Below are 25,558 nucleotides of genomic sequence, written 5' to 3' on the forward strand. Positions count from 1 at the left end.
TCGCGATCTTTTGATCTTTAAAAGACCGTGAGCTCCTACGCAGGGGTGGTGGCTTGTGCTACCAGCCAGTCCATCAATTCGCGCAAGGGCGCTGACGGTTCCTGGCTGGGGGAGCTCACCAGCATGTAGGCCGCGCCGGTGCGCACGGTCAGGTCAAATGGCATTGCCAGCCGTCCCTCTTTCAAATCTTCGCCAATCAATGAGCAATCGCCCATCGCGACGCCGTTGCCTTGGGCGGCCACGGTCATGGCCAAATCCAGGGTGTCGAAGTATTGGCTCTGGCGGATGGCCGATGCCTCAACGCCCGCCACGCTGAGCCACTGAGCCCAGTCCCGCTGGTCTCGGCTGGGGTGCAAAAAGGTATGCTGCTCAAGGTCGCGCAAGCTGTTGATGGCATCAGGGCCTTGCAGCAGGTGCGGCGCGCAGACGGGCGTGAGTAGTTCGTCGAACAAATGTTGGCCCACCCGCTTGGGCCCCGGCAGCGGGCTGTAGACCACCGCCGCATCGAAGGTTTCACGGCGAAAATCGATGCCGTGGTGCACGCTGCTGGTCAGCTCGACCGGTACGTCAGGGCGCAGTTTTTGCCACGCCATCAATTTGGGCAGCAACCAGCGCAGCATGCAGGTCGGGGCTTTGATTTGCAGCGGCGTGCGGCGGATGCTGGCGTGCTCGACCGCTTCGCCGATCAAGTCAAACACCTGCTCAATGCGCGGGTAAAGCGCCTGGCCCTGCTCAGTCAGGCTCAGGCCACGCGCCTGACGATGAAACAACGCATACCCCAAATGTTCCTCAAGCCCGGCGATTTGCCGGCTCACCGCGCCCTGGGTGATGTGCAGCTGTTCACCGGCGCGGGTGAAATTGCAGCATTGGGCCGTGATCAGAAAGGTGTGCAAGGCAGGCAGCGGCGGGAGACGTTTCATGTTGAGCTCAGCCATGAATTCAGGACATGGCTAGTATGAGCAGGTTTGCGTTGTGTCCGCCACACGCGCCCGCTTCAATGGCTCATTACTTGAGAACAACAAGAGGGCAGTATCCATGGCGACGTGCGGCGAAGTATTGGTCAAGTTGCTGGAAGCGTATGGGGTTGAGCAGGTGTTTGGCATCCCCGGCGTGCACACCGTCGAGTTGTATCGCGGGCTGGCCAGTTCGCCGATCAACCACGTCACCCCGCGTCATGAGCAGGGCGCAGGCTTTATGGCCGACGGCTATGCGCGCACCAGCGGCAAGCCGGGGGTGTGTTTCATCATCACCGGGCCGGGCATGACCAACATCACCACAGCGATGGGCCAGGCCTACGCCGACTCGATCCCGATGCTGGTGATCTCCAGCGTGCAATCGCGCAGCCAGTTGGGTGGCGGGCGTGGCAAGTTGCACGAATTGCCGAACCAAAGCGCATTGGTGGCAGGCGTTGCCGCGTTTTCCCACACCCTGATGTCGGCAGCCGAGTTACCCGGCGTGCTGGCCCGTGCTTTTGCGCTGTTTCAGGCCGGTCGTCCACGGCCGGTGCACATTGAGATCCCGCTCGACGTGCTGGTAGAAAATGCCGACGCCTTGCTCGACAGCCAACCCGTCAGCATCGCGCGCCCTGGGGCGGCCCCGGCGGCAGTGGAACAGATGAGCCAGCGCCTGATCGAGGCCAAACGCCCGCTGATCCTGGCCGGTGGCGGGGCGATCGACGCCGCGCCCGCGCTGCTGCAATTGGCCGAGCGGTTGGGTGCGCCGGTGGCGCTGACGATTAACGCCAAGGGCATGCTGCCAGCCTCTCACCCGTTGTTGATCGGCTCCACGCAAACGCTGGTGGCCACCCGGGCATTGGTGGCTGAGGCCGACGTGGTGCTGGCGATTGGCACCGAACTGGCCGAAACCGATTACGACGTGACCTTTGCCGGAGGCTTTGAGATCCCCGGTGCCTTGTTGCGCATTGATATCGACCCGGATCAAACCGTACGCAATTACCCGCCAGCACTGGCTTTGGTGGCCGATGCGCAACTGGCTGCCGAAGCTTTGCTGGCGCGTATCAGCGCGCAAGCATTGCCCGAGCGCGAGGCGGATTGGGGGGCCGCACGGGCTGCGCGTTTGAACACTGAATTGGCGGCTGTTTGGGATGAGCCGACCCGTGCCCAAACGCATTTTTTGCAGACCGTATTTGATGTGCTGCCCAATGCTGTGTGCGTGGGTGATTCGACCCAGCCGGTGTACACCGGCAACCTCACGTTCAACCCCGATCAGCCTCGGCGCTGGTTTAACTCATCGACGGGTTACGGCACCCTCGGCTATGCCTTGCCAGCCGCCATCGGCGCCTGGCTGGGGCGCACTGCCAACGGCCAGCAGCCTGGCCCGGTGGTCTGCCTGATCGGTGATGGCGGTTTGCAGTTCACCTTGCCAGAACTGGCCAGCGCCGTTGAAGCGCGCACGCCAATCATCGTCTTGTTGTGGAACAACCAGGGCTACGGCGAGATTAAAAAGTACATGCTCAACCGCGACATCGAACCAGTGGGCGTCGACATCTACACCCCGGACCTGGTCGGCGCCGCCAAAGCGCTGGGTTGCACGGCCTTGGCGGTTGAGGGCGAGGCGCAATTGCGCGCCGCGCTGGTCAGCGCCGCTGAGCGCCAAGGGCCGACCGTGATTGAAGTCGACGAGCACCTCTGGCAGCAGGCGTTGGCCTTATAAACTTCTGCGCAGGCGCGCCAGATCCCGTGCGGGCGGCGCGCCGAACTGGCGGCTGTATTCGCGGCTGAATTGCGAGGCGCTTTCATAGCCCACGCGATACCCGGCCGCCGAGGCGTCCAGCCCTTCACTGAGCATCAGCCGCCGCGCTTCGTTGAGGCGCAGTTGCTTTTGATACTGCAACGGGCTCATGGCGGTCATCGCCTTGAAGCGGTGATGCAGCGTCGACACACTCAAATTGGCCTCACGGGCCAGGCTGTCGATGCGCAACGGTTGCTCGAAATGATCATTGAGCCAGGAAATCGCACGGCTGACGCGGTGGGTCTGGCTGTTCTCGCTGGCAATTTCGTACAAACGGTAGCCCTGCGGGCTGCGCAGCAAGCGGTACAAAATCTCACGGCGAATCAGGGGCGCCAGCATGGCGATGTCTTTCGGCGTGTCGAGCAGCCGCGTCAGGCGCAGCAAGGCATCAAGCATCGGCGGGTCGAGGGGTTCAACGTACAGCCCGCACCCGGCGGGGCGTGAGGGCACACCCATGGGGCCCGCTTCGCTGAGCAAGGTGGTGATTTCTACCGGGTCAATGTCCAGGCGCAAGGCCAGAATGGGTTTTTCGGCAGAGACTTCCAGCACGCGACCACTGATGGGCATCGACACCGACACCACCAGGTAATTGAGCGGATCATAGGCGAAGTACTCATCCCCCAGACGCACCTCTTTATTGCCCTGAGCCATCACGCACAGTGCAGGTTTTGGCAGGCTGGGTGAAAAGTCGCTGGGCAGGCTGTAACGCGACACGAACAGCGCCTTGATGCGGGTCTCAAACGAGCCGTCTTGCTGGGTGTGCCGGGTTATCAGGTCGGCCAGTTCCACGCGCTGTTTTTCAAGCGCGCTGTCGAGCGCAGGTCGCGGTGTTTCTGGCACAGACATGGGAGGCATCCTCGATCAAGCAGTTGAAGGCCCACAGCTTAAGTTTGTGCAAGGCGCAGGGGTAGCCAATTTCTGCTGCAGACTTGCCTGATCCTGCCAGCGCTGACGAATAGAGGCTGATTTGGCCCGCTACAGCGCGGCCCTATTGCTCGAAATTCCGATCGGCGGCCCGGCGCGCGCAAGTGCACAGCGGGGCGGAGTAAGCGGTGGTTTTGCAGAATCGTGCAAGTCTGGGGCAGGAATCGACTAACGGCGCTTGAGCACCGGCCCTTAAGCTTTGAACCTTCCCCTCACGCCACTTTCCTTTGTGGAGGCCTCCATGCCCCAGTCCTATGCCGTCAGTCACATGACTCTGGTCCGCGCGCGCGCAGGGTGTTCGGCCCAGGTTCATGCGTGCTTGAAACAACTGATCGAACCGACGTTGAAAACACCGGGTTGCCTGCACTTTGCCTTGCAGCACTGTGACAGTGACCCGTTGTTGTGGCATGTCGCGGGCTATTGGCAAGATCAATGTGCAATGCAGGCGTACTTCAACTCACCGTTGATGGACGTGTTCAGCACGTTGCTCAACCAGAACGTGGTCGACAGTCTGGATTTTCAGACCTTCAACGAACAGGCCTCGGCGCAGATGCGCAAGCGCGCCAGTTAAACGGGTAGAATGGCGCTTTTTTCACTGGCCGGAATGTGAAACATGGCGCGTAAAGAGTTCAAGCATTTTGAAGCGGTATCAGCGGTTGTCCCGGTTGAACTGGGGGTTGCGGGTGCCTACCACGTGGCCATTGCCGTCAAGGCCTTGTACGAAGGTGGGGCACCGCGCTTTCACACGCTGTTGACCGATCAGGTATTCAAGACCGCCACGGCCGCAGATGCCGCCGCAGAGCAGCAACTTGAACACCTCAAAGACGTCACCGAAGACGGCGAGCTGGTCTGGTAATTATTTAGGGCGGTGCATTCTGAACAAGGCTTCAGGGCCCAACTGGAAATAATCCGCCGGGCCGCCGCCACGCAAAATAGGCTCAGCGGCTGCTGTGTCGTAAATGCCGTCCTTGAGCAAGTGCTTGGCGATGTGCACCGCCACCACTTCACCCAGAATCAACCAACTCGGCACCAACTCTTTGTCGGCTCGTTGCAGCTGAATGATCTGCGTCACCTTGCATTCAAACGACACGGGCGTTTCAGCCACCCGCGGCACGCTCACCACGCGTGAGGCCACGGTCGTCAACCCAGCCAACGCAAACTCATCGACCTCTGGCCCGACCGGCGCGCAGCTTTGGTTCATCGCCTCGGCCAACGGGCGCGTGGCCAGGTTCCAGACAAACTCACCGGTTTGCTCAATGTTATTGAGGCTGTCTTTGCGGCCCACGCTGCAAAAACCAATGATCGGCGGGATGTAATTGAAGGCGTTAAAAAAGCTGTACGGCGCCAGGTTCAACTGACCTTGGGCGTCTTGCGACGATATCCAGCCAATCGGGCGCGGCCCGACAATGGCGTTGAACGGATCATGGGGCAATCCATGGCCCTTGGATGGTTCGTAGAAATGAATATCGTCATGCATGGCAGGCATCCGCAAACAGCTGAGATAGAGGGGCCATAGTCTGCTAGCCATTTGCCCCGAAGACAATCGCAAGCCCCAAAAATGACTAAGCCCGGCCGAAGCCGGGCTGTGGGGTCACCCGCAGGTGTTAGCTGAAGCGGGCACCTTGGGTGCGGTCATAACCATCTTCGGCAAAGGTCGCTGAGCGAGTGTTGTCAAAGCCGTCTTCTGCCAGAGTGGCCGAGTGAGTGCGGTCGTAGCCGTCTTCAGCAAAGCTCGAAGAGTGGGTGCGGTCGTAACCGTCGGCAGCAAAGGTGGCAGAGCGGGTGTTGCTGTAGCCATCTTCAGCAAAAGTTGCCGACTGAGTGCGGTCAAAGCCATCCGCGGCGAAGGTGTTGAAAGCCAGAACCGAGAGGGCAGCGGCGAGGATAAATTGGGTTTTCATGATAGTGCTCCTTGTTGCAGTAATCGGGTTGGTGTCGCTATGGGTTTAAGACTACGCCGATTATTTTGATTAAAAATCGCAAAAAATTGCCTTAAGTAATCAGTTAATTCGATATATAGCGCCGCGCGAAAACAAGGTAGAGGGCTGCTCTACATTCCGTTCAGGCGTTATGTCGGGCAGTGGTCTTTGAGGTTTCGCTGAGATTGATAGTGGGCTAACAAAATTAACTGACTATTAATTCAAGAAAATCGAATCAGCGGTGTTGCGGGGGGAGGGGGAAGGGAGGCAATCCAGGCCCTGCAAGAACCCGTCATCGGGCTCCTGCAGGCCAGGACATCACGCTAAGGCAAGGCTTAGTCGGTGGTGATGCGCGAGTGAGTGCGCGTGTCTTTCATGGTCGCGTACACCAGCAGCGAGCAGGCGATGCACGCTGTCACGTACCAGTAGTAGCCGGTTTCCATGCCTGCGCTCTTGAACCACAGCGCGATGTATTCAGCGGTACCGCCGAAGATCGACACCGTCAGTGCGTATGGCAGGCCAACACCCAGTGCGCGGATTTCAGTCGGGAACAACTCGGCCTTTACCACGGCGTTGATCGAGGTGTAACCGCTGACGATGATCAGGGCGGCCATGATCAGGAAGAACGCGCCCCACCAGGTGGTGATGGTGTGCAGGGTGGTCAGGATCGGCACCGTGAACAGGGTACCCAGCACGCCGAAGGCAATCAGGATCGGGCGACGGCCGATCTTGTCAGACAGCCCGCCCACCAGCGGCTGGATGCACATGAACAAGAACAGCGTGGCGGCTGAAATCGTGGTGGAGTCCGAGATGCTCATCCCGACCGTGTTCACCAGGTATTTCTGCATGTACGTGGTGTAGGTGTAAAACGCCAGTGTCCCGCCCATGGTCAGGCCAACCACGGTCAGCAGCTCTTTGGGGTGGCGCATCAGCGTGCGCATCGCGCTTTCTTTTTTCTCGACCTTGACCTTCTTGAACGACTCGGTCTCTTGCATGCCGCGACGCAACCACAGCGCGACCACGGCGCACAAGGCACCGATCACAAACGGAATACGCCAGCCCCAGCTGTACAGCTGCTCTTCAGTCAGGGTTTGTTGCAGGATGATCAACACGCCCAGCGCGATGAGCTGGCCCGAGATCAGGGTCACGTACTGGAAGCTGGAGAAGAAGCCACGACGCTCCTTGGTGGCCATTTCACTGAGGTAAGTGGCCGAGGTGCCGTATTCGCCACCCACCGACAAACCTTGCAGCAAACGGGCGAACACCAGCAATACCGGGGCCCAGACGCCAATGGTCTCGTAGCCAGGGGACAGGGCGATGACCAGCGAGCCGAAACACATCAGCAAGACCGACGCCATGAGGGCGGCTTTACGGCCTTTACGGTCTGCGTACAGACCCATCAGCCAGCCACCGATAGGGCGCATCAAAAAGCCCACGGCGAAAATCGCGGCGGTGTTGAGCAATTGAGCGGTGGTGTCGCCTTTGGGGAAAAAGGCCTTGGCGAAGTACAGCGAGAACGCGGCGTACACGTACCAGTCGTACCATTCGACCATGTTGCCGACCGAGCCACTGAAAATGGACTTGATGCGGCTGGAGGTGGTTTTGGCTTGGGGTGCTGCAGACGCAGACCCGGCAGGCAGGGTGCTTGAGTTATCCATTGAATGGATCCTTGTTTTCTTGGTTTTGTTATAGCGCGGCAAAACGCGAGCTTGCGGGGGCTATAGCAGAACTTGTGCCAAGGCTTGAATGCCCGGTTTACAAGGGTTTCAAACAAGGAATGAGCGGGAATCCGCTGGTTGGTGATTATGCGTAAGCGGAAATCCGCCTACAGATCACAAATCTGTAGGAGGGGCCGCCCCGCCTTCGACGCCGCGCTGTCGCGCAGCAAACAGGCCGCCGAGTATCTTCAGCATCCCCCAATCGGTTCCCTCTCCTTCGGGAGAGGGCTAGGGTGAGGGGGCTCTTGACTTGAGTACATATCCGTTGCTGCGGCAACGGCCACTTAGGGTTCCGGCCTTACGCCGCGTCACTTTGCAAAAGCGGCAAAGTAACCAAAACGCTTTTGCCCCTACCCCTCGGTGCCTCGCTTTGGCTCGGCATGCCCTCACCACAGGCCTTGCTCCGTGGGCCCGCCGCGATCGGCCATCCATGGCCGTGTCGCGGCTAACCCGGCGTCCTGCCGGGTTACCCACTGCGCAAAACCTGCGTTCGGCCAGCGTGGTTTAATGGGGCCTTTTAGATCAAGATCAAAAGCAAGATCTAGATCAAAAGATCGCGAGCAAGCTCGCTCCTACAAATGAATTGTTTTATTCAGCATTCAAAAACGCTTCGCGCACCAAGCCATGGCGCTGCATCTTTTCATTCAGGGTGCGGCGGGGCAGTTGCAGTTCGTTGAGCACGGCCTTGATATCGCCTTTGTGGCGCGTCAACGCCGCCCGCAAGCATTGCGCTTCAAAGGCTTCTTGCTGCGCGACCAGCGATTGGCTTGCGTCAATGTCATCGAACTGCGGCTCGCCCAGCCCCAGCACGTGCCGCTCGGCGGTGTTCGCCAGTTCGCGCACATTGCCCGGCCAGTGGTGGCTGAGCAAGTGCGCCAGATGCGGCCCGGTCACGGGCGGGGCGCTGCGCCCCAGCCGTTCTGCGGCCTGGCGGGCGAACGCCTCATACAACAGGGCAATGTCTTCGCGGCGATCACGCAACGGCGCCAGTCGCAGTTCGGCCACGGTCAGGCGATAGGCCAGGTCTTCACGAAAACGCCCGGCCCGCGCTTCGTCGAGCAAGTCCGGTTTGGTGGCGGCCACTACGCGCAAATCCACAGGGATGCTCTGGTTGGAGCCCAAACGCTCCAATTTTTGCTCCTGCAACACCCGCAGCAATTTGGCTTGCTGGGCCAGGGGCATGCTCTCTATCTCATCGAGAAACAACGTGCCGCCGTCGGCGTATTCCAGCTTGCCGATACGTTTGCCCTGGGCGCCGGTGAAGGCACCGTTTTCATGGCCAAACAGCTCGGCCTCAAACAGTTGCTCAGGGATGGCCGCACAGTTCAACGCCACAAAGGGTTTGTCTGCACGCGGGCCAAAGTCATGCAGGCAGCGGGCGACCAGTTCTTTGCCGCTGCCGGTTTCGCCACGGATCAGCACGTTGACCGGCAATGGCGCCAAATCAATGATCTGTCGGCGCAAGGTCTGCACGCTGCGTGACACGCCGAGCAAGCGCCCGTCAATCTGTTCGCGCAGGTCGGCCTGTTCATGCAGGCGGCGGTTTTCCAGGACCAGTTGGCGCTTTTCCAGGGCCCGGCGCAGGCTGCTGAGCAGCGCTTCGGGGCTGAAGGGTTTTTCCAGAAAGTCGTAGGCGCCATCGCGCATGGCCTCGACGGCCATCGGCACGTCGCCATGCCCGGTCAGCAGAATCACCGGCAGGTCCGGGTCCAGTTGCTGCAACTGGCTGAGCAGGGCGAGGCCTCCCATGCCGGGCATGCGCACATCACTGACCACCACCCCGGCAAAGTGCGGCGGCAGCTGGCGCAGGCAGTCTTCGGCGCAACTGAACAGCTGCACCGCAAACCCGCTCAGGCTTAGCCATTGCTCCACGGCACTGCGAATACTGGCCTCATCATCGACCACGATCACTGAATTGAGCATGCTTCAAGAGTCCTGTGCGATCGGCAGCGTCAGCGTAAACAGCGCGCCCTCGCCCTGGTTGCTGGCGGTCAGACGGCCGCCGAGTTCGTGAACAATGGCGTAAGACACCGCCAGCCCGAGCCCCAGTCCGTCGCCCACCGGCTTGGTAGTGAAAAACGGATCGAAGATTTTACCCAAATGCTCTTCGCGAATCCCGCCGCCACTGTCGCTGACGGTCAAGTGCCAGACCTGCTGATCCGCCTCGATACGGATTTCTAAACGTTTGTTCGGTGCATCGCGCAGGGCATCCAGTGCGTTGCGCAGCACGTTGATCAGCACTTGCTCCAGGCGAATCGCGTCACCGCGCACCCAGGCCGGGCGCGTGAGGTCCACGTGCAGGTCAATGGCTTGCTCCTGCAAACGCGGCTCCAGCAGGTGTAAGGCATGGTCGACGACGGTCGCCAGATCAAGCTTTTCACGCAGGCCGCTGGGGCTTTGCCGGGCGTAGGTCTTAAGGTGCCCGGTGAGCGCGGCCATGCGCGTGAGCATGTTGTCCAGTGGCGCCAGGGCCTGGTAAGCCTCGTCGATGCGGCCGTGATCGAGCAACAGGCGCAAGGTCGCCAACTGCATGCGCTGGGCAGTGAGCGGCTGGTTGATTTCATGGGCGAGCGCGGCAGACATCTGGCCCAGCGCCGCGAGCTTGGCCGATTGCACCAGGCCGTCCTGGGCGGTGCGCAAGTCGCGGGTGCGGTCTTCGACCAGTTGCTCAAGCTCGGCCCGGTTGCGCTGGCGTAACCGCGACAGGCGCCAGCGCTGCAGCAAAAACAGCCCCAAAAACACCACAGTCAGCCACAGGCCAACCCCGGCGAGGGCGGCATTGCGGCGGTCTTCGGCTGAGATGTCCGGGCGCCGCAGTAAATGCAGGGTCCAGCCTTCGGCGCTGAGCGCCAGCGACTCCCACAGATAGTCTTGCGAGCCGTCCGGGCCTTCGGTGCGGGTCAGGAAGCTGTTGTCGTCAAAGCTGCGCAAGGTGCGGGTGTTCAGCGGCGTTAGCGGCTGTTTGTGGTACTGGCGGGTGACGGTGATTTCGCTGCGGTCCTGATCAGACAACGGCCGCAAATGACGATAGCGCCAGCCCGGCTGGTTGGCGATAAAGACAATGCCCTTAGCATCGCTCACCAGCAAAATGTCGTTGCCATGGCTCCATTCGCGCTCCAGCTCCGGGAACTCCAGCTTGACCACCATCGCGCCCAAAAACTTACCCTGGGCATCGTGAATGGCGCTGGATAAAAAGTAACCGGGGATACCGCTGGTCACGCCTACGGCATAAAAGCTACCGGTACCTTCGACCAGGGTTTGCTTGAAATAGGGGCGAAACGCGTAATTGTGGCCGACATAACTGTTGGCGGTGTTCCAGTTACTGGCCGCCACGGCCAGCCCGGTATGGTCCATGAGCTCAAGGGTCGAGGACTTCGCCGCGCCGTTAATGCGCTCCAGCTTGCGGTTGAGTGCGCATTGCAGCTCGGGCGTCATCGGGCCACTAAAGGCCGTGATCAATTCGGTGTCCAGCGCCAGCACAGCGGGCAGGGCGCGGTAGCGTTCAATCAAGGTATGCAAAGAATTGGCATACAGGTTTAACTGCTCGGGCCCGCGCCTGGCGCTTTCTTCCAGCGCATGGCGCTCGGCCTGATGCATCGCCCAGCCGCCAGCCAGAGCGGCGCCGATCACAATCAGCAGGGTATACAGGGCCAGACGCAGGTGGCGAGCAGTCGCAGGCATAAGGGGCAGGGGCATGAATGGGGGGCGCAAACCATAGCATGGCGGCGATCTACCTAGCAGTTCTGCCAGTAGGCAAACACTGAAATTGTTTGAATGCTCAGGGCTCACTCTTAAGTTTGAGGTCAGTCTGATGCCATCCTCCCAAAATAGAGATCTATACCGTTATATTTATGACCCTTTGGATCGGTTATCGAGTTGTGGTAATGCGCCAACGGTAATGGCTCAGCGTTTTCATAACATCAATCGATTATCTACGTTAGTTCAGGGGGCGCTGAAAGAGAGCGTTTTTCAGACTAAAGATTATTTGTTAGCTCACCAGCGTTCTTACTTGACGGATGACACCGTTTTGCTGGTGACAGATAGAGGGCGCACTGTCTTAAATCCGTCATATGTTAGGTCTGATAAAAGCGTGGCTTATTGCCCTTACGGCTATAGAGCATCCGCTGGTGGTAAATATGTGTTACTTGGTTTTAATGGCGAATGCGCTGATCCTGTGACCGGTCATTATCTTTTGGGTAATGGTCATCGAGCCTTTAATCCAGTGTTGATGCGTTTCAATAGTCCAGACAATCTCAGCCCGTTTAGGGAGGGCGGAATAAATGCCTATGGATACTGCGGGGGAGACCCGATTAATCGCACTGATGAAGATGGGCATGCTTGGCGTTTCTGGGGGGCACTTAGAAAAAGGTGGAGCGCAGTGTTTAAGACCACAGAGCCTTTACCTACTCATCGCTCACTGAATTCTTCGGAAGGGACGCAAGTGTGGCGAGCTGCGAGTGAGAATTACGATCGGCTAGGTGCAAAACGCAAGATCTTAAAAAATAAAGCTAAAGATGAGAGTCTATTTTTAAAGCAAAGAAATAAAGCATCTTCGGCGTCTAAAGCCTTACTGCCGGAATGGAAAGAAGCTAGAAAAAACGTAATGTTGACTGTGAATACTGAGTCACCCTTCATGACAGGGCCTGCAGTGGTCTCTTCTAGTAAATCGTTATACAAAGTTGGATTTAATGATGTTGTGAGCGTTCAGGCATTTTATTCTCGTGAATATATAGGGGCGGGGCTGGATGGGAAGCTGATAACGGTCGCAGAAGAGTCTATTAGTGTTCGGCGATTTGAATCGAACTTGTCTGAGGTGAAAGAAAAAATCCGCCAATTTGAATGATTTTTTAGTCATGGCTTAGAGTGTTTTGATGGGTGGGGATTTTACACCTGCTAATACTTCAACTCACACCTTGCCTCACTCAACCGTGAAGCCTATAGTCCCCCGGTCGCCCACATGGCGACCGGGTTTGGCGACTCGTAGACAATGTGCGAAAGCTCTTTGCTGATTGCAGGAGTATTCGTGTGCGCATCATGCTGTTATGGCAGCTGTGCGTGGGAGATCTTCGGGTCTGCCGGTTCATTTGTCTCGGTTCGCCAACCTGCGTACAGCTGCCACCTGATCGTTTGGCGACGATCAGGTGGTGGTCTTTCCTTACCGACAAATGAGGCTACATCCTATGAGCACTACTATTCCCATGACCGCCATCGACTGCCTGATCCCGTGCATGTTGATCGACACCCAAACCCCACCCGATGTGATTCACGCCAACGCCGCTGCGCGGATTCTGGCCGTCACCCACTTGCTTGAAAGCGTGAGCCGCCTTGAGGGCTTTAACGCGGACAGCGTCGACCTTAAACACATCACTGAGGCTGCGGCGCTGTTGTTGCGCGATGGCTGCGATTTGATGGACGCACTGGGGCGCCGCTTGCAGGCGCAATGATCCCCGACCCCATGTATTGATCGCTGTCACAGACTGCGACTTTTGACGCTCACGCAGGTTCAAAAGATCGCAGCCGTGGGCCGTTATCTATGTAGTGCATGTCCCGAAGGTGGGGTTGCTACGTTGGCGCATTCCTCCAACGGAGTCATATCCATGACCAGTCGATCACCCGCGGTTCGCCAACGCGCACCGTTGCTCCTGTCCAGTACCCAGTGGGCGCAGAAAGAAGCCCTTGCTTATGTGTCGGCCATTTATGAAGAGCAATTCGCTTCACTGACGCTCGAACAGAAAAAGCGCTACCCCGAACTGTTCAAGCGCTGTGAGCAGTCGCTAAAGAACCTGGATCAGGAACTCAAGCGTCTAAAAGATACGTTCAAGACCACTCATCTGGCACAGCTCAAAAGCGAGCTAAAAACACTTCTGGGGGTGGATATCGACCCCGAAAAGGCGCGAATTTATACGCGCTACCGTGAAGAGGTGGAGGAGGACTTTATTGAGTATCTCGCGCGACTGAGGGGCGATAAAAGTGCCACTCAGGCACCCACGTTCAGGCCCACGCCTTCACGTACGCCGCGCGCGCTGGATGAGTCAAAATTTAAAGAGCACCTTAAATCGGTGTCCCTCTGGGATGCCGCGTGCGAGAACTTCAGCTACCGAACCGACTCGTTACTGCTCAAGCCTTTTAGCTATGAACAAGCCAGCTTTATTGACTACAACAGTGACTTGCCGGGGCACCCGGCGGGGCCGTTTATTGCCATTGTGCGCTCGCTGGATCTCGGCACTCAATTAAAGGCCGTCCTGGATGCAGCTGTCGGCCCTGGCGGGTCTTTGTACCAACGCGCCGAGGAGGTGGTGAGTAGCTGTTTTGAGTTCGAGTTGCTGGAGGCTTTGCGAACCCCGCGCCAGTCAAAACTGTTTAAAGATGAGCATGACAAGCTGGCCTCGATGTTCAAGGGTGAAACGCCAGCGCACATCTGGCCTGTTTCAATGAGCACGACCAAGAAGGAACTTAGTCTCAACCCTTTGCAGTTAGCCAGAAGCGCTGACACGTCTCTGTTGTTTGGCGATGAAGACAGCTTCGATTATGTAAAGGATGTCGATATACCTCTGCCGCCGTTTAGCAGCAGCAGGGAAAATGAGATGGACCCCCCGCTGTTTATGATCAAGCTCGAAGGCGAGTGGGGCGTTTACAGTTATTTCCCGCAGCGCCTGGGAGGTGCGCTGCGTTGGCACAAAGATGTGCCCGACGCGTTTTCCCACTTTCTTAACCAGATCAAATATGACTATCGCAAAGGGCAATTGGGCTGGTTTACCCAACAGCTGTCGTTGAAAGACTTGGGCTTTTTCAGCAAGTTGCTGAGTAAAGAAGCCAAGCCCAAAGGGCTGACATGGCTGGCGGGTGTTTTGTATGACAGTTTCACGAGTGTTTTCCCCGAGGCCGATCTGGACAGCCTGCGCCTGTTTGTTGAAATGAGGCTGTCCGACTCGCCGGGCATTGTGCCCTTCATTACCCATCGTCACCTGCACCGTTACCGCGCTAACTTGAGCCAGTTGGCCACCCGTAAGTCCGTACGCGACTGGCAAGCGTTCAAAGATGCGCTGAGTGATATCGCCAATGAGGTGCTCGGTATGCTGACCACGCCTGTGCCGGGGGGCGTGCAGGGGCTCAACAAGATCATGCAGGTCGCAGTGTTCGGCTCGCTGAGCTATAGCGTTGTGCAGGGGGTGATGCAGGCTGTTAAAGGCGAGTCCACGACCTTTGCCAGTGCGATGGCCGATACCGCAGACCTGCTGATCAACGCCCGGTTGATCGGGGTGGCCAGCCGGGTACACCGCCAACGCATGAGCACGCTTTGGAATACCCTTGGCCAGCCACGCAAGGTCACCCGTGCGGACGGTACGGCCGAGCTGTGGAGCCCGCAGTTAACGGCTTACCCGCACCTGGCGGCGCTCGATAACCTGACACCCAACAGCGAAGGCCTGTATGAGCGTGATGGCAAGGTCTACGCCAAGGTGCAGGAGGGCGATCAGACGGTGGCGGTTGAAGTCACTTACGACCCGAAGGCCCAACATTACGCGTTGAAAGCAGACAACGCACAAGCCTTCACGCCTGCCGTGAAATACGACCCCGTGCACCAGGTGTGGCACCTGGCGCTGGACGATGTTCAAGCACTGGGCGACGCACAGCTGTTGCAGCGCATGTTGCCCGGTAACACGCCTGACGCGGCTCAAGGGCAGATTGAGCGGCTGCTGGACATTACCGGCACCCCCCGCGAGCAGTTGCTCAACGTCTGGCAAGGCGAGCTGGTCTCTGGCCCGTTGGCCGATGGTGTTCGCCGTTTGCACGCAGACCAGTTGATCGACAGGATCATCAACGAGCTGCCGTTGCGCGGGGAAATGCCGGCCAACGCGGACAGCGCCGTGTTGGCCCTGTTGACCCAGTTGCCTGACTGGCCGGCCGATACCGTGCTCGATGTGTTCAACCAGCAGGGCCAGTTGGTCGAGACGTATGGCCAGGACCCGCAGGCCGGAACCTTTCAGAGCCACGTTGAACTCAAGCGTCTGGATCATGGCACGTATGTCGCCAGGCACGATGCCACCCAGGGCAGCGCCCAAGTGGAGCAGATGTTCAGCTTGATTCTGGATCAACTGTCGGCCGAGTCCCCCCTTGGGCGTAATGGCAATCCCGATATCAGCAAAACCGGCCGAATTGCCTCGGTGCGTGAGCAAATCGCTAACCTGGCTCGTGACGACAAAACCTTGCTGTTCCAAGCCTTCACCGTGCTGGAAGGGCACAAGCGCAGTGATCCGGTGGCCAGTTCAGACCCGGCCAAACAGTATTTGCCGTTGGTCTGCCCCCCGCTGTCGGAGTCGACCACAGCGTTGTTGGCCAAGTTACACGAGCTCAACCCGTCGTTGTCGATTGAGAGCCTGGAGACGTTGCTGGAGGCTCATCCGTTCAATACCTACGCTGTGACACGGGCGCTGGAGCATAACGCCCAGCCTTTGGCGTTTGACTACGCCTCCGAGCGCTTAAAGACAAAACTGCGGACCGATCTGGCGCTGGACACTATTTATCACCGTCGTGCCTTTAACTCTGATGGCGATCTGTGGGTGCGTGAGTTTGCCCGCGGCGTATTGCACGACAAGCTGGGTCGCCAGTTGGTGGTTGTGGAAGCAACCCGTACGCCACAATTACCAGCCCCGATTGCCACTGGGCCAGATGACACCACCGTGGTGCTGACCCACCAGGGGCATGGGGTGTATCAGGCCACTAATTTGCACACTGGCGAGTTGGTAACGTACTCCCAGACCCCTGACAGTTTTTTCTTGGCGCTCAGTCAGTTTTTGAGCCATGAAGAGCGTCAAACACTGGGTGGGGCTGGCGCCAGCATCGACGGCCTGCGCCAGACCTTGGGTGATGCCATGCGTGCCAATCGCCAGGCCAATGGTGAGGTGAACCTGTGGGACACCACCACGGCCCAGTATGAACGCGACGTACCACTGTCGTTTCAACAGCCCCCGGGTGAGTTGGGGCTCTATGACGTCCAGGGCAAGGCCTATGTGGCCTTGTACGGCGCGGCTTACCAGGTTGAGTTTGACCGCGTCATTCACAAGTGGCGTATGGTGCATCCCGATAAGCCCGGTGTGAATACCCCCATTCTGGAACACAACTACAAGGGCGCCTGGCGTCAGCAAACCGAGCGGCCGCAACAGTGGGACGGGCTGAAGTTATTGCGTCGCTTGCGTGCCCAGCGGTCCACTTTCAGCGATGAGGTGGGGCGCCAGATCATGACCGTGAGCCACACGGATGAAGGGGTATTGCGCCGTGTGCATATCAATAACCTCGCGCCGCCACCTTTGCTGATGGACACCTGGAAGCGTTTCAAGATTGAGGATGACATCAATGACTTTGTTAACAACATGCAGGCCCATCACACGCTGTCCAAGGCGAGCGGTGATTTTCAACTGTTGCTGATTCAAAGTCTGCCGGGCTGGCCCCGTAACATAGTCCTGCAAATAACCGATGCCCAAGGCGCGGTCATGAAGGAATACGGTGCTGATCTGGACAGCGCCTTGCCGCGCATCCGCATGTCCATTGAAGCCTCGCGCAATGGGCGGTTCCTGCGCACCTTGCTGATGAACCTGAATGAGGCCGACACCCGTGCGTTGTTGGGGGAGTACAACCCGATCATTGAGAACCGGATGCTGGCCCTGGCAAAGAAAATCGCCGCCCACGCGTTAAAGCGTGAAGCCAACCTGTTCAGGTCGATCTACGAGAACCAGGAGCACAGTGCAGATCCGCACGTGCAGCTTGTGCAAAAGCAGCACCCGCATTTACCCAAAAGCGTTATCGAACACGTGGTTCTGCATGTCTCACGACATGAGCGCATCCATTACCTGGATAAAGGGCTGGTGCCGCCACGTGTCACCGAGCAGCTGCAATGGACGGCCAAAGAAGTCAGGCTGGCCCGCGCCTACGAGGGCTTGTACCTTAACGCCACGGCGACGCCGGACAGCGAAAAATTCACGCTGCACCTGTTGAAGTCGCTACCGGGGTGGCCGGGTGACGTGAGCATTGAAGTGCGTGACGCCAGTATCACCGGCAAAGTGCTTGACCGTATTGGCGCCGAAGATGCTCCGGCGACGCGGGTGTTGGTCCTGCGCGATGGCCGTTACCGTGCCTGGTCACGCGAAGGCCAACCGGTAAACCCGGAGTCTGTGAATGGCAATAATTTGCTGTCGTCGATTCTGCATGCGCTGCAACCCACTGAACGGGCAGCAATGGGTGTCAAGGATGTCAGTGACACGCACAGCCTGAACTAAAAGATTCAGGCATTGGCTGTCGCACATCGGGCCAATCTACGTGCGCTGTTAGGTCTGGAGCCGCCCGCACCGCCTCGTAAACCCCCGATGAATGTTGATCGTGAGTTTACGGTTTACCCATTAACGGTAACGCTGGATAACGCCACTCATCCCTTGTCGTTGATCCGCGAGGCGCGGGACCTGTACCCGAGCATGGACTATGGAGAGACGATCGACTTCCTCGATACGTTAGGCGCAACGCCAGCCGAGCGCGAGGCGGCACTTGTCCAAAGGCGTGCTCAATTTCAAATGCTGCAAGGCGAGCTCAGTGTCTGGGAACAAATCCAGCTGTATCCCTACGGCACGAGCCACATGGGGGTAGCGGCTCCTGGCCACCGTGCGCAGGCGAGGGCGAGGATCGAGAGTGCCTGGCGCCGCGAAAGCGACCTCTCTGTGATGGAAGATACGGGTGACATCGTAGGCTTTGAGCTCGATTTGTCTGGCCTGGATATCGGCGACCTTCCTGCGATAAGCGGTGATTTCAGCCACGTTGGCGCATTGCAGATGGAGGGGATGAACTTGCGCAGTGGTTCGAACGAGTTTCTCGCCAGTTTTACCCAGTTACGCCTGTTGGACATGTCCAATAATCGTATTGAGCATATGCCTGCCGCGATTGCTGAAATGCCTCTGTTGATGTCACTTGAGCTGATGGACAACCGCATCACTCTCACGCCAGAGACGGCACAGCAACTGGCGAATCTTTCGAATTTGCGGGCACTGAGCCTGAGTGGCAACCCCTTGGGCATCAGCCCGGACGTCAGTCAGATGCTTGATTTGCACAGTCTGGACCTGAGCAATACGGGTATTAGCCAGTGGCCCAATGGTTTATGGGCGCTGCCTCATATCGAGTGGGCGAACCTGAGAGACAATGTAATGACGACCATCCCTGACGCTGTGTTTGAGCCGCAATGGACGGTTGGGGCTAACCGGTCGACGTCCATTTCCGGGAATCCGCTGGATGCTCCAACGCGTAATCGTCTTATTGCTTATTGGGCCCAAGGCCACAGTGATTTTGGCTACGGGCCGACGATTGCGCACAGCTTTAATCAGCTTTCCCTTAACGCTCAAGTACAGAGGGCGGCGAATGATGTTTCACCGTGGTTGCCAAGTGACGCCAGCCCGGCTCAAACCGCAGCCAGAACGCAGCAATGGCAATTGCTGCAAGGCGCGGGAGACAACGTCACAGACTTTTTCCAGACCCTTGCGTTGTTCGCACATGACCGCCGCAAGATGAGTGAGCAGGTGTGGGCAAACCTGACAAACCGTGTATGGACACTGATTGATCAAATGCTGGCCAATACCGCGCTGCGCGAAACCTTGTTGAACAGGATTTTCCGTGAAGAGCGAAGCTGTGGGGATGGGGCCATGGTGCTTCTGGAAAACATGGAAGTTGAAGTGCTGGTTCATGAAGCGCTAAACCGTGCGGGCGATGCACAGCGCGAAGCAGAGTTATTCAACCTGGCCAAGCGCTTGTTCCGGTTAAGGCAAGTTGACCTGCTGTCAGAAGCCGAAGTGGCCAGGCGGGTGGCGGCGGGGGGCAATCCTGATGCCGCGGAAGTGATCCTGTTCTACCGTGTTGAGTTGGCGCAGTCCCTTGATTTACCGACCCAGGCGAGGACGATGTTGTATGCGCCGACTGCAGGTGTCACCCCTGCGCAGATTGCAGCAGCGCGCGCGAGTATTTTGGCGCTGGATGGCAGCCCGACGTTTATGCACGCCATTACGCATGAAAAATTTTGGCGAACTTTTCTGCTGAACAACTATGCCGATCGTTTTGCAACCATCGAGGCCGAGTATCAGCGCGACTACACCAAACTCTCTGAAGAAAGCGGTCTGTCCGATGAGGCGCAGTTGCAAAGGGGGAGTGAGCTGACGCTGGTCAGAGATCAGCAGGTGAACCTGCTGATTGAGGAACTGACGCTAAACGTCTACAAGCCCGCGACCTGATCACCGTGCCGCGCTGGCTTTAATCGCGACGGCGCTCAATAGTTGCTCATCCATCAAGGCAAATTGCCCTTCAAGCTCTTTGTCTTGATGCCACTCATCAGACAAATCCGTGAGCAGCCGCAAGCGCACCTGGCCGTCTTTTGACCAGCTCAGCACTTCGGCGTGCTCAAAGTAAAAGCGCTTGTGCACCAGCGGGTACAAGGCCTTGAACAGGCTTTCTTTGATCGAAAACGTCAGCGTGACGACCAGCGCCTGGTCCTCAACCGGGCCTGCGGCCATGCGTTGCAGCTCATCTGGAGTGAGGATTTCTTTGGCCAAACGTTGAGCGCGATCAAGGCTGAGCCTGTTTTCGAGGTCGATGCCCAACCCCAGCCAGTCACTTTTTAACGCCACCAGTGCCGCCGCACGGCCCTGGCTGTGGGTGATGGCGCCACTGATGTGCCGGGGCCACACGGGGGCGCGGTCTTCACCGATGGCCGGTGTTGCCCGGGTGCCGTCCAGGTGCAGCACCGCATCGCGGGCACACAGACGGCCGGCCAGAAATTCGGCTTGGCGTTTTGCCACTGATCGTTGAATACTCGCAGGCAGGTGCAGGCCGCTGCGGCTAAAGTCGTCCGGGGTCAGTTGCGCCGGGTCGAACGCGGTGCTGCGCCATACGCTACCGGGCAGCGCAATGGGCAAGGGCCAGTCGCAACCAAGCGGCGTGCAACAGGCTGGCAAGTCTGAAGATCTATTCATGGCGTGCATTCTGCTGGCCTTGTGCTGGCGGTGCAATTGTTCAGAGTGTGTTCAGGGCTTACGCCTTATTCTGTAAAGGCTAGGCTGGTAAATGTATAGGTGGTGGACTCACGTCCTTAGTGACGCGACAGGCTTGGGAGAGCGCGATGAAATTGCTGGTGGTTGAAGATGAGGCGCTGTTGCGCCATCACTTGCAAACCCGTCTGACTGAAAGTGGCCATGTGGTCGAGGCGGTGGCCAATGCCGATGAGGCGTTGTACCAGACCGAGCAGTTCAATCACGATCTGGCGATGATTGATTTGGGTTTGCCGGGCATGGGCGGGCTGGAATTGATTCGTCAGTTGCGGGCGCGGGGCAAGACTTTCCCGATCCTGATCCTCACCGCGCGGGGTAACTGGCAAGACAAAGTCGAAGGGCTGGCGGCCGGTGCCGACGACTACGTGGTCAAGCCGTTCCAGTTCGAAGAGCTGGAAGCCCGTCTCAATGCGTTGTTGCGTCGCTCCAGCGGTTTCACCCAGTCGACCATCGTCGCGGGTGGGCTGGTGCTCGACATCAATCGCAAACAAGCGGTGCTGGACGACAAGCCTCTGCCACTGACCGCCTACGAATACCGGATTCTGGAATACCTGATGCGCCATCATCAGCAAGTGGTGGCCAAGGACCGACTGATGGAACAGCTGTACCCGGATGACGAGGAACGTGATCCGAATGTGATCGAGGTGCTGGTCGGGCGCCTGCGTCGCAAGCTTGAGGGGGAAAGCGGCTTTAAGCCAATCGACACGGTACGCGGCTTGGGGTACCTGTTTACTGAGCGCTGTCGTTGATTCGTTCACTACGCGTTCGGTTGATGCTGGCGGCCACCTTGTTGGCCGTCCTTTTTATGCTCGCACTGCTGCCGGCCATGCAAGGCGCGTTTAGTCTTGCCCTCAAAGATGCCATCGAGCAGCGCCTGGCCTCGGATGTCACGACGTTGATTTCGGCGGCGAAGGTTGAAAAAAACCACCTCAAAATGCCGACCTTGCTGCCGGATGAGGAACTCAACCTGCCGGACAGCCGCTTGCTGGGCTACATCTATGACCGCGACGGTCGCCTGGTGTGGCGTTCGCGAGCCACGCAAGAAGAAAACATCAATTACAAGCCCCGTTACGACGGGCGCGGTAATGAGTTTGCAAGCATCCGGGAAGACAGCGGCGAAGAATTCTTTGTCTACGACGTTGAGGTGAAATCGCTGGGGGGGCGAACGGCCGCGTTCAGCTTTGTGGCGTTGCAACCCATGCGTGAATACAACCTGACACTCGCCGGACTGCGCGAAAACCTCTACCTGGGGTTTGGCGCGGCGCTATTTGTCCTGCTGGCGTTGTTGTGGATCGGTCTGACGTGGGGGTTACAGGCATTGCGGCGCTTAAGTCAGGAACTGGATGAAATCGAAACCGGCGAACGCGAGAGCTTGAGCGAGCAGCACCCTCGCGAATTGCTGCGTTTAACCGGCTCGCTGAACCGTTTGCTGCAAAGCGAACGTGAGCAGCGCTCGCGCTACCGTGATTCTCTGGATGACCTGGCCCACAGCCTGAAAACGCCGCTGGCGGTGTTGCAGGGCGTGAGTGAAAGCATGGCGCAACGCCCCACCGAGCGTGAACAGGCCAAAGTGCTGCAAACCCAGATTGAACGCATGAACCAGCAGATCAGCTATCAATTGCAGCGGGCCAGCTTGCGTAAAAGTGGTCTGGTGCGCCATCAGGTTGAGCTGCTGCCGGTGGTTGAAAGCCTGTGCAACACGCTGGACAAGGTCTATCGCGACAAGCAGGTCAAGGTCAGCTACGACATTGCCCCGCTCAGCCATGTGCCGATCGAACAGAACGCCTTGTTGGAGTTGCTCGGCAACCTGCTGGAAAACGCCTACCGCCTGTGCCTGCGGCAAGTGCGGGTCAGCCTGCACCGAAATGCCCTGGGCATTGAAGTGTGCGTAGAGGATGACGGGCCGGGCGTGCCCCCCGACCAGCGCGCGCGTATCTTGCAGCGTGGCGAACGGCTGGACCGACAGCATCCGGGGCAGGGCATCGGGTTGGCGGTGGTTAAAGACATCATCGAAAGCTACGACGCCCAACTGACCCTGGACGACTCACCGCTGGGTGGCGCTGCGTTCCGGATTCGCTTCTCGACGGTATAACCCGCTACCTGCTCTTCGTAGGAGCTGCCGCAGGCTGCGATCTTTTGATCTTTAACATCAACAGATCGCAGCCTGCGGCAGCTCCTACGCAAAAAGATCAGGGTCGCTTCGAATTTATCAGGCGGGTATCCGCCATTTCGCCTGCCGAAAACCCGCCAAAGGGCGGAAATCCGCCAAGTATTGTCCTACAAAACATATCGCCATTTTCCTACAAGTGCCGGTGCTATGGGCAATTGCACCGGTTTTGTGCAAATTGGCCCGTGGCTTGCAAAGAGTGTTGCGAGAGTTGCCGATAGAGCAGCTTGAAACAACAAATCCCTCCAAGTACAGGAGGGTTCGCGCTTTAGGTATCAGCCGTCCCTGGATGGAAGACGACGGTGTGATGCACTTGAGGAACTTTGCAATGACGACTCGTCAGCCACTGTACAAATCTCTGTATGTGCAAGTAATCGCAGCGATTGCTATCGGTATCTTGCTGGGCCATTACTACCCTGAAACCGGTGTTGCGCTTAAACCGTTGGGCGATGGCTTTATCAAACTGATCAAGATGGTTATCGCACCCATTATTTTCTGTACGGTGGTGAGCGGTATCGCCGGCATGCAGAGCATGAAGTCGGTTGGCAAGACCGGTGGTTATGCGTTGCTGTACTTCGAAATTGTCTCGACCCTGGCCCTGATCATTGGTCTGGTGGTGGTTAACGTGGTGCAGCCAGGTGCTGGCATGCACATCGACGTGTCCACGCTGGACGCCTCTAAAGTCGCGGCTTACGTGACAGCAGGCGCCGATCAAAGCATCGTTGGCTTCATCCTCAACGTGATCCCGTCGACCATCGTCGGTGCGTTTGCCAACGGCGACATCCTGCAAGTGCTGATGTTCTCGGTACTGTTCGGTTTTGCCCTGCACCGCCTGGGTGCCTACGGTAAGCCGGTACTGGACTTCATCGACCGCTTCGCTCATGTCATGTTCAACATCATCAACATGATCATGAAGCTGGCGCCGCTGGGTGCATTGGGCGCCATGGCGTTCACCATCGGTGCTTACGGTGTGGGCTCGCTGGTTCAGCTGGGTCAACTGATGATCTGCTTCTACGTGACCTGCGTACTGTTCGTACTGCTGGTGCTGGGCAGCATCGCCCGTGCTCACGGCTTCAGCGTCGTCAAGCTGATCCGCTACATCCGTGAAGAACTGCTGATCGTACTGGGTACGTCTTCGTCGGAATCGGCACTGCCACGCATGCTGGTGAAAATGGAGCGTCTGGGTGCGAAGAAGTCGGTAGTGGGTCTGGTGATCCCGACCGGTTACTCGTTCAACCTCGACGGTACCTCGATCTACCTGACCATGGCGGCCGTGTTTATTGCTCAGGCCACTGACACCCACATGGACATCACCCACCAGATCACCCTGTTGCTGGTGCTGTTGCTGTCGTCCAAAGGGGCGGCGGGTGTCACCGGTAGCGGCTTTATCGTACTGGCGGCGACCTTGTCGGCTGTAGGCCACTTGCCGGTGGCTGGCCTGGCGCTGATTCTGGGTATCGACCGCTTCATGTCCGAAGCCCGCGCCCTGACCAACCTGATCGGTAACGCCGTAGCGACTCTGGTTGTGGCCAAGTGGGTTAAAGAGCTGGACGTCGACGTGATGCAGCGCGAGCTGGCGTCGGGCGGCAGCCCGCTGGACAACACCCTGCCAGAAGACGACCAACTGGTTGCTGAAGGCCAGATGCCGTCGCAAGTCATGAAGTAACGTTAAGCGCCTGAAAAACCCATCTTCGGATGGGTTTTTTTATGGGCGTTATTCGACCCGGGCCTCGCCACTGAACACCAGTGTCTGGCGGCAACGGCGGCACAGATAGCGCCGGCCTTGCTTGACCAGGTTATGACGCTGGGCGCTGAAGGGGAAATCGCTGTCGGGGCATGGGCAGCGGTAAATGTAGCGCGTTGCGGTGCGTCGCTTGATCGCGTATGTGTGGCAGCGGTTAGGCGGCAACTCGTAAACCCCGCGCATGATCAACTGCCATTCCTCGCCATGGGGCGCGATACGGTCGCCAAACAATTGGTGGGCTATCAGGTGCGCCACTTCGTGGGGCACGGTTTGCTTGAGAAAGTCTTCGCTGTTTTCGCGGTACAACTGCGGATTGAAGCGCAGCAGGTTCTCGTGCAGGTGGGCAACTCCGGCCTTTTGGCCGCGCAGCTTGAAGCTGACTACAGGGCGCTTGAAAGGCCGCTTAAAAAACACTTCGGCCTGTTTGAAACAGTCTTCGACGCGGGTGTTGAGTAACTCGGGCATGCGGTTCGGGTCTCCAGAGGCGGCGATTATGCCGCATGCGGAAAAGGTTCCGAAGCGCTGGGCGCTGAATGGTCTGCCCCGATCATTGTAGGAGCGAGCTTGTCTCGCGATCTTTTGATCTTCAAAAGATCGCGAGCACCTTTAAAGCTGGCTCAAGAGATATACGTCGGCCCAATCCCCAGCCCCCAAACAATCACGCTGAACGCGATAATCGCCACCAACACCACCAAGCCCACGGCCAGGATCGAGCTTGAAAACAAAAAGCCTTCATCCGGGTCGATGTTCATCACGGTCGGTACGCCCACGAACAGCAGGAACACCGTGTAGCAAATGGCCGCCGTGCCCACCAACAATGCCAGCCACATCTGCGGGTACAGCGCCGCGAGCCCGGCAATAAACAAGGGCGTTGCCGTATAAGTGGCAAACGCCACACAACGGGCCATGCTCGGCACGGCATCGTAGGTGCGGGCCATCCAGTGGATAAAACTCGCCATGACGCCAACGCCCACCAACATCGCCAGGTAAGACAAGGCGCTCATCCACAGCGCGCTGTCGAGGGTGAGCATGACCGGCGGATTACCGCCGATCTTCCAGCCCACCTGAGTGGTGCCGATAAACGCGCAAACCACCGGGATCGCCGCCAGGATCAAGGTGTGGGTGAGGTAGATGCGGCTGACGCTTTTTTCGGCGTCGACACGGATCTCGCGCCACTCTTGATCAGGGTGGGTAAAGAGACCTAGAACGTGATGGATCATGGCGCTCACTCCTGTTTCAAACGCATCGTCCTTGGTAGGGTTTCC

The 25,558-nt window shown here is 58.2% G+C and carries 20 protein-coding genes; 10 read left to right on the forward strand and 10 right to left on the reverse strand.

All coding sequences use genetic code 11. From position 1 onward, the window contains the following. Positions 1-35: 35 nt before the first annotated feature. Positions 36-920, reverse strand: coding sequence for a LysR substrate-binding domain-containing protein (locus tag TU84_RS13425; RefSeq protein WP_048369875.1), 885 nt, complete (start codon positions 918-920; stop codon positions 36-38). 115 nt (positions 921-1,035) lie between these two features. Here TU84_RS13425 and TU84_RS13430 point away from each other — a divergent pair, with 115 nt between their 5' ends. Further along, positions 1,036-2,673 carry a 5-guanidino-2-oxopentanoate decarboxylase gene (locus TU84_RS13430; protein ID WP_048369671.1) on the forward strand — a complete coding sequence of 546 codons (1,638 nt, stop codon included), beginning with the start codon at positions 1,036-1,038 and terminating at the stop codon, positions 2,671-2,673. Here the strand turns inward: TU84_RS13430 and TU84_RS13435 are convergent. After that, entirely contained in the window at positions 2,668-3,597 is a 930-nt protein-coding gene (locus TU84_RS13435) for an AraC family transcriptional regulator (RefSeq protein WP_048369673.1), read from the reverse strand. The genes TU84_RS13430 and TU84_RS13435 overlap by 6 nt on opposite strands. A gap of 319 nt (positions 3,598-3,916) precedes the next feature. Here TU84_RS13435 and TU84_RS13440 point away from each other — a divergent pair, with 319 nt between their 5' ends. Continuing rightward, positions 3,917-4,246: a putative quinol monooxygenase gene (locus tag TU84_RS13440; RefSeq protein ID WP_048369675.1), complete on the forward strand. Its 330-nt coding sequence runs from the start codon at positions 3,917-3,919 to the stop codon at positions 4,244-4,246. 42 nt (positions 4,247-4,288) lie between these two features. Further along, entirely contained in the window at positions 4,289-4,531 is a 243-nt protein-coding gene (locus TU84_RS13445; RefSeq protein ID WP_048369677.1) for a hypothetical protein, read from the forward strand. Here TU84_RS13445 and TU84_RS13450 read toward each other — a convergent pair whose 3' ends face one another. The 5 genes from TU84_RS13450 to TU84_RS13470 form a co-directional block, all read right to left on the reverse strand. After that, a complete protein-coding gene (locus tag TU84_RS13450) occupies positions 4,532-5,152 on the reverse strand; it encodes a flavin reductase family protein (RefSeq protein WP_048369679.1) in 621 nt (206 codons plus the stop codon). 127 nt (positions 5,153-5,279) lie between these two features. Further along, the gene (locus tag TU84_RS13455) at positions 5,280-5,576 is read right to left on the reverse strand and encodes a hypothetical protein (RefSeq protein ID WP_048369681.1); all 297 of its coding nucleotides are present in this window, start codon (positions 5,574-5,576) and stop codon (positions 5,280-5,282) included. A 353-nt stretch (positions 5,577-5,929) separates the two neighbouring features. Beyond that, positions 5,930-7,252: an MFS transporter gene (locus TU84_RS13460; protein ID WP_048369682.1), complete on the reverse strand. Its 1,323-nt coding sequence runs from the start codon at positions 7,250-7,252 to the stop codon at positions 5,930-5,932. Between the two features lie 648 nt (positions 7,253-7,900). Beyond that, positions 7,901-9,235: a sigma-54-dependent transcriptional regulator gene (locus tag TU84_RS13465; protein ID WP_048369684.1), complete on the reverse strand. Its 1,335-nt coding sequence runs from the start codon at positions 9,233-9,235 to the stop codon at positions 7,901-7,903. Positions 9,236-9,238: 3 nt separating this feature from the next. After that, the gene (locus TU84_RS13470) at positions 9,239-10,993 is read right to left on the reverse strand and encodes a sensor histidine kinase (RefSeq protein ID WP_048369685.1); all 1,755 of its coding nucleotides are present in this window, start codon (positions 10,991-10,993) and stop codon (positions 9,239-9,241) included. A gap of 130 nt (positions 10,994-11,123) precedes the next feature. Here TU84_RS13470 and TU84_RS25580 point away from each other — a divergent pair, with 130 nt between their 5' ends. The 4 genes from TU84_RS25580 to TU84_RS13490 all read left to right on the forward strand — a co-directional run bounded on the left by TU84_RS25580 (position 11,124) and on the right by TU84_RS13490 (position 19,569). After that, positions 11,124-12,155 (forward strand): RHS repeat-associated core domain-containing protein, encoded by a 1,032-nt coding sequence (locus TU84_RS25580; RefSeq protein WP_082148719.1) that lies wholly within the window; start codon positions 11,124-11,126, stop codon positions 12,153-12,155. Positions 12,156-12,492: 337 nt separating this feature from the next. Continuing rightward, positions 12,493-12,756 carry a hypothetical protein gene (locus TU84_RS13480; protein WP_048369687.1) on the forward strand — a complete coding sequence of 88 codons (264 nt, stop codon included), beginning with the start codon at positions 12,493-12,495 and terminating at the stop codon, positions 12,754-12,756. A gap of 153 nt (positions 12,757-12,909) precedes the next feature. Beyond that, the gene (locus TU84_RS13485; protein ID WP_048369689.1) at positions 12,910-17,583 is read left to right on the forward strand and encodes a DUF6543 domain-containing protein; all 4,674 of its coding nucleotides are present in this window, start codon (positions 12,910-12,912) and stop codon (positions 17,581-17,583) included. A gap of 87 nt (positions 17,584-17,670) precedes the next feature. After that, the gene (locus tag TU84_RS13490) at positions 17,671-19,569 is read left to right on the forward strand and encodes an NEL-type E3 ubiquitin ligase domain-containing protein (protein ID WP_048369691.1); all 1,899 of its coding nucleotides are present in this window, start codon (positions 17,671-17,673) and stop codon (positions 19,567-19,569) included. Here TU84_RS13490 and TU84_RS13495 read toward each other — a convergent pair whose 3' ends face one another. Then, positions 19,570-20,307 (reverse strand): 4'-phosphopantetheinyl transferase family protein, encoded by a 738-nt coding sequence (locus tag TU84_RS13495; protein ID WP_048369878.1) that lies wholly within the window; start codon positions 20,305-20,307, stop codon positions 19,570-19,572. Positions 20,308-20,453: 146 nt separating this feature from the next. On the opposite strand from TU84_RS13495, the gene TU84_RS13500 reads away from it, so the two are divergent. From TU84_RS13500 to TU84_RS13510, 3 genes are all read left to right on the forward strand, one after another. Next, on the forward strand, positions 20,454-21,131 hold the full coding sequence (locus TU84_RS13500) for a response regulator (protein ID WP_048369693.1): 678 nt from the start codon (positions 20,454-20,456) through the stop codon (positions 21,129-21,131). Continuing rightward, positions 21,128-22,474 carry an ATP-binding protein gene (locus TU84_RS13505; protein WP_048369695.1) on the forward strand — a complete coding sequence of 449 codons (1,347 nt, stop codon included), beginning with the start codon at positions 21,128-21,130 and terminating at the stop codon, positions 22,472-22,474. Before TU84_RS13500 ends, TU84_RS13505 begins: the two co-directional genes overlap by 4 nt. Positions 22,475-22,877: 403 nt before the next feature. Continuing rightward, positions 22,878-24,215, forward strand: coding sequence for a dicarboxylate/amino acid:cation symporter (locus TU84_RS13510; protein WP_048369880.1), 1,338 nt, complete (start codon positions 22,878-22,880; stop codon positions 24,213-24,215). A 48-nt stretch (positions 24,216-24,263) separates the two neighbouring features. Here TU84_RS13510 and TU84_RS13515 read toward each other — a convergent pair whose 3' ends face one another. After that, positions 24,264-24,758, reverse strand: a complete 495-nt coding sequence (locus TU84_RS13515; RefSeq protein ID WP_048369696.1) for a SprT family zinc-dependent metalloprotease — start codon at positions 24,756-24,758, stop codon at positions 24,264-24,266. Positions 24,759-24,910: 152 nt separating this feature from the next. Next, a complete protein-coding gene (locus TU84_RS13520) occupies positions 24,911-25,513 on the reverse strand; it encodes a Yip1 family protein (protein WP_048369698.1) in 603 nt (200 codons plus the stop codon). Between the last annotated feature and the right edge of the window lie 45 nt (positions 25,514-25,558).

Origin of the sequence: Pseudomonas helleri (assembly GCF_001043025.1) — a bacterium.
GTDB lineage: Bacteria > Pseudomonadota > Gammaproteobacteria > Pseudomonadales > Pseudomonadaceae > Aquipseudomonas > Aquipseudomonas helleri.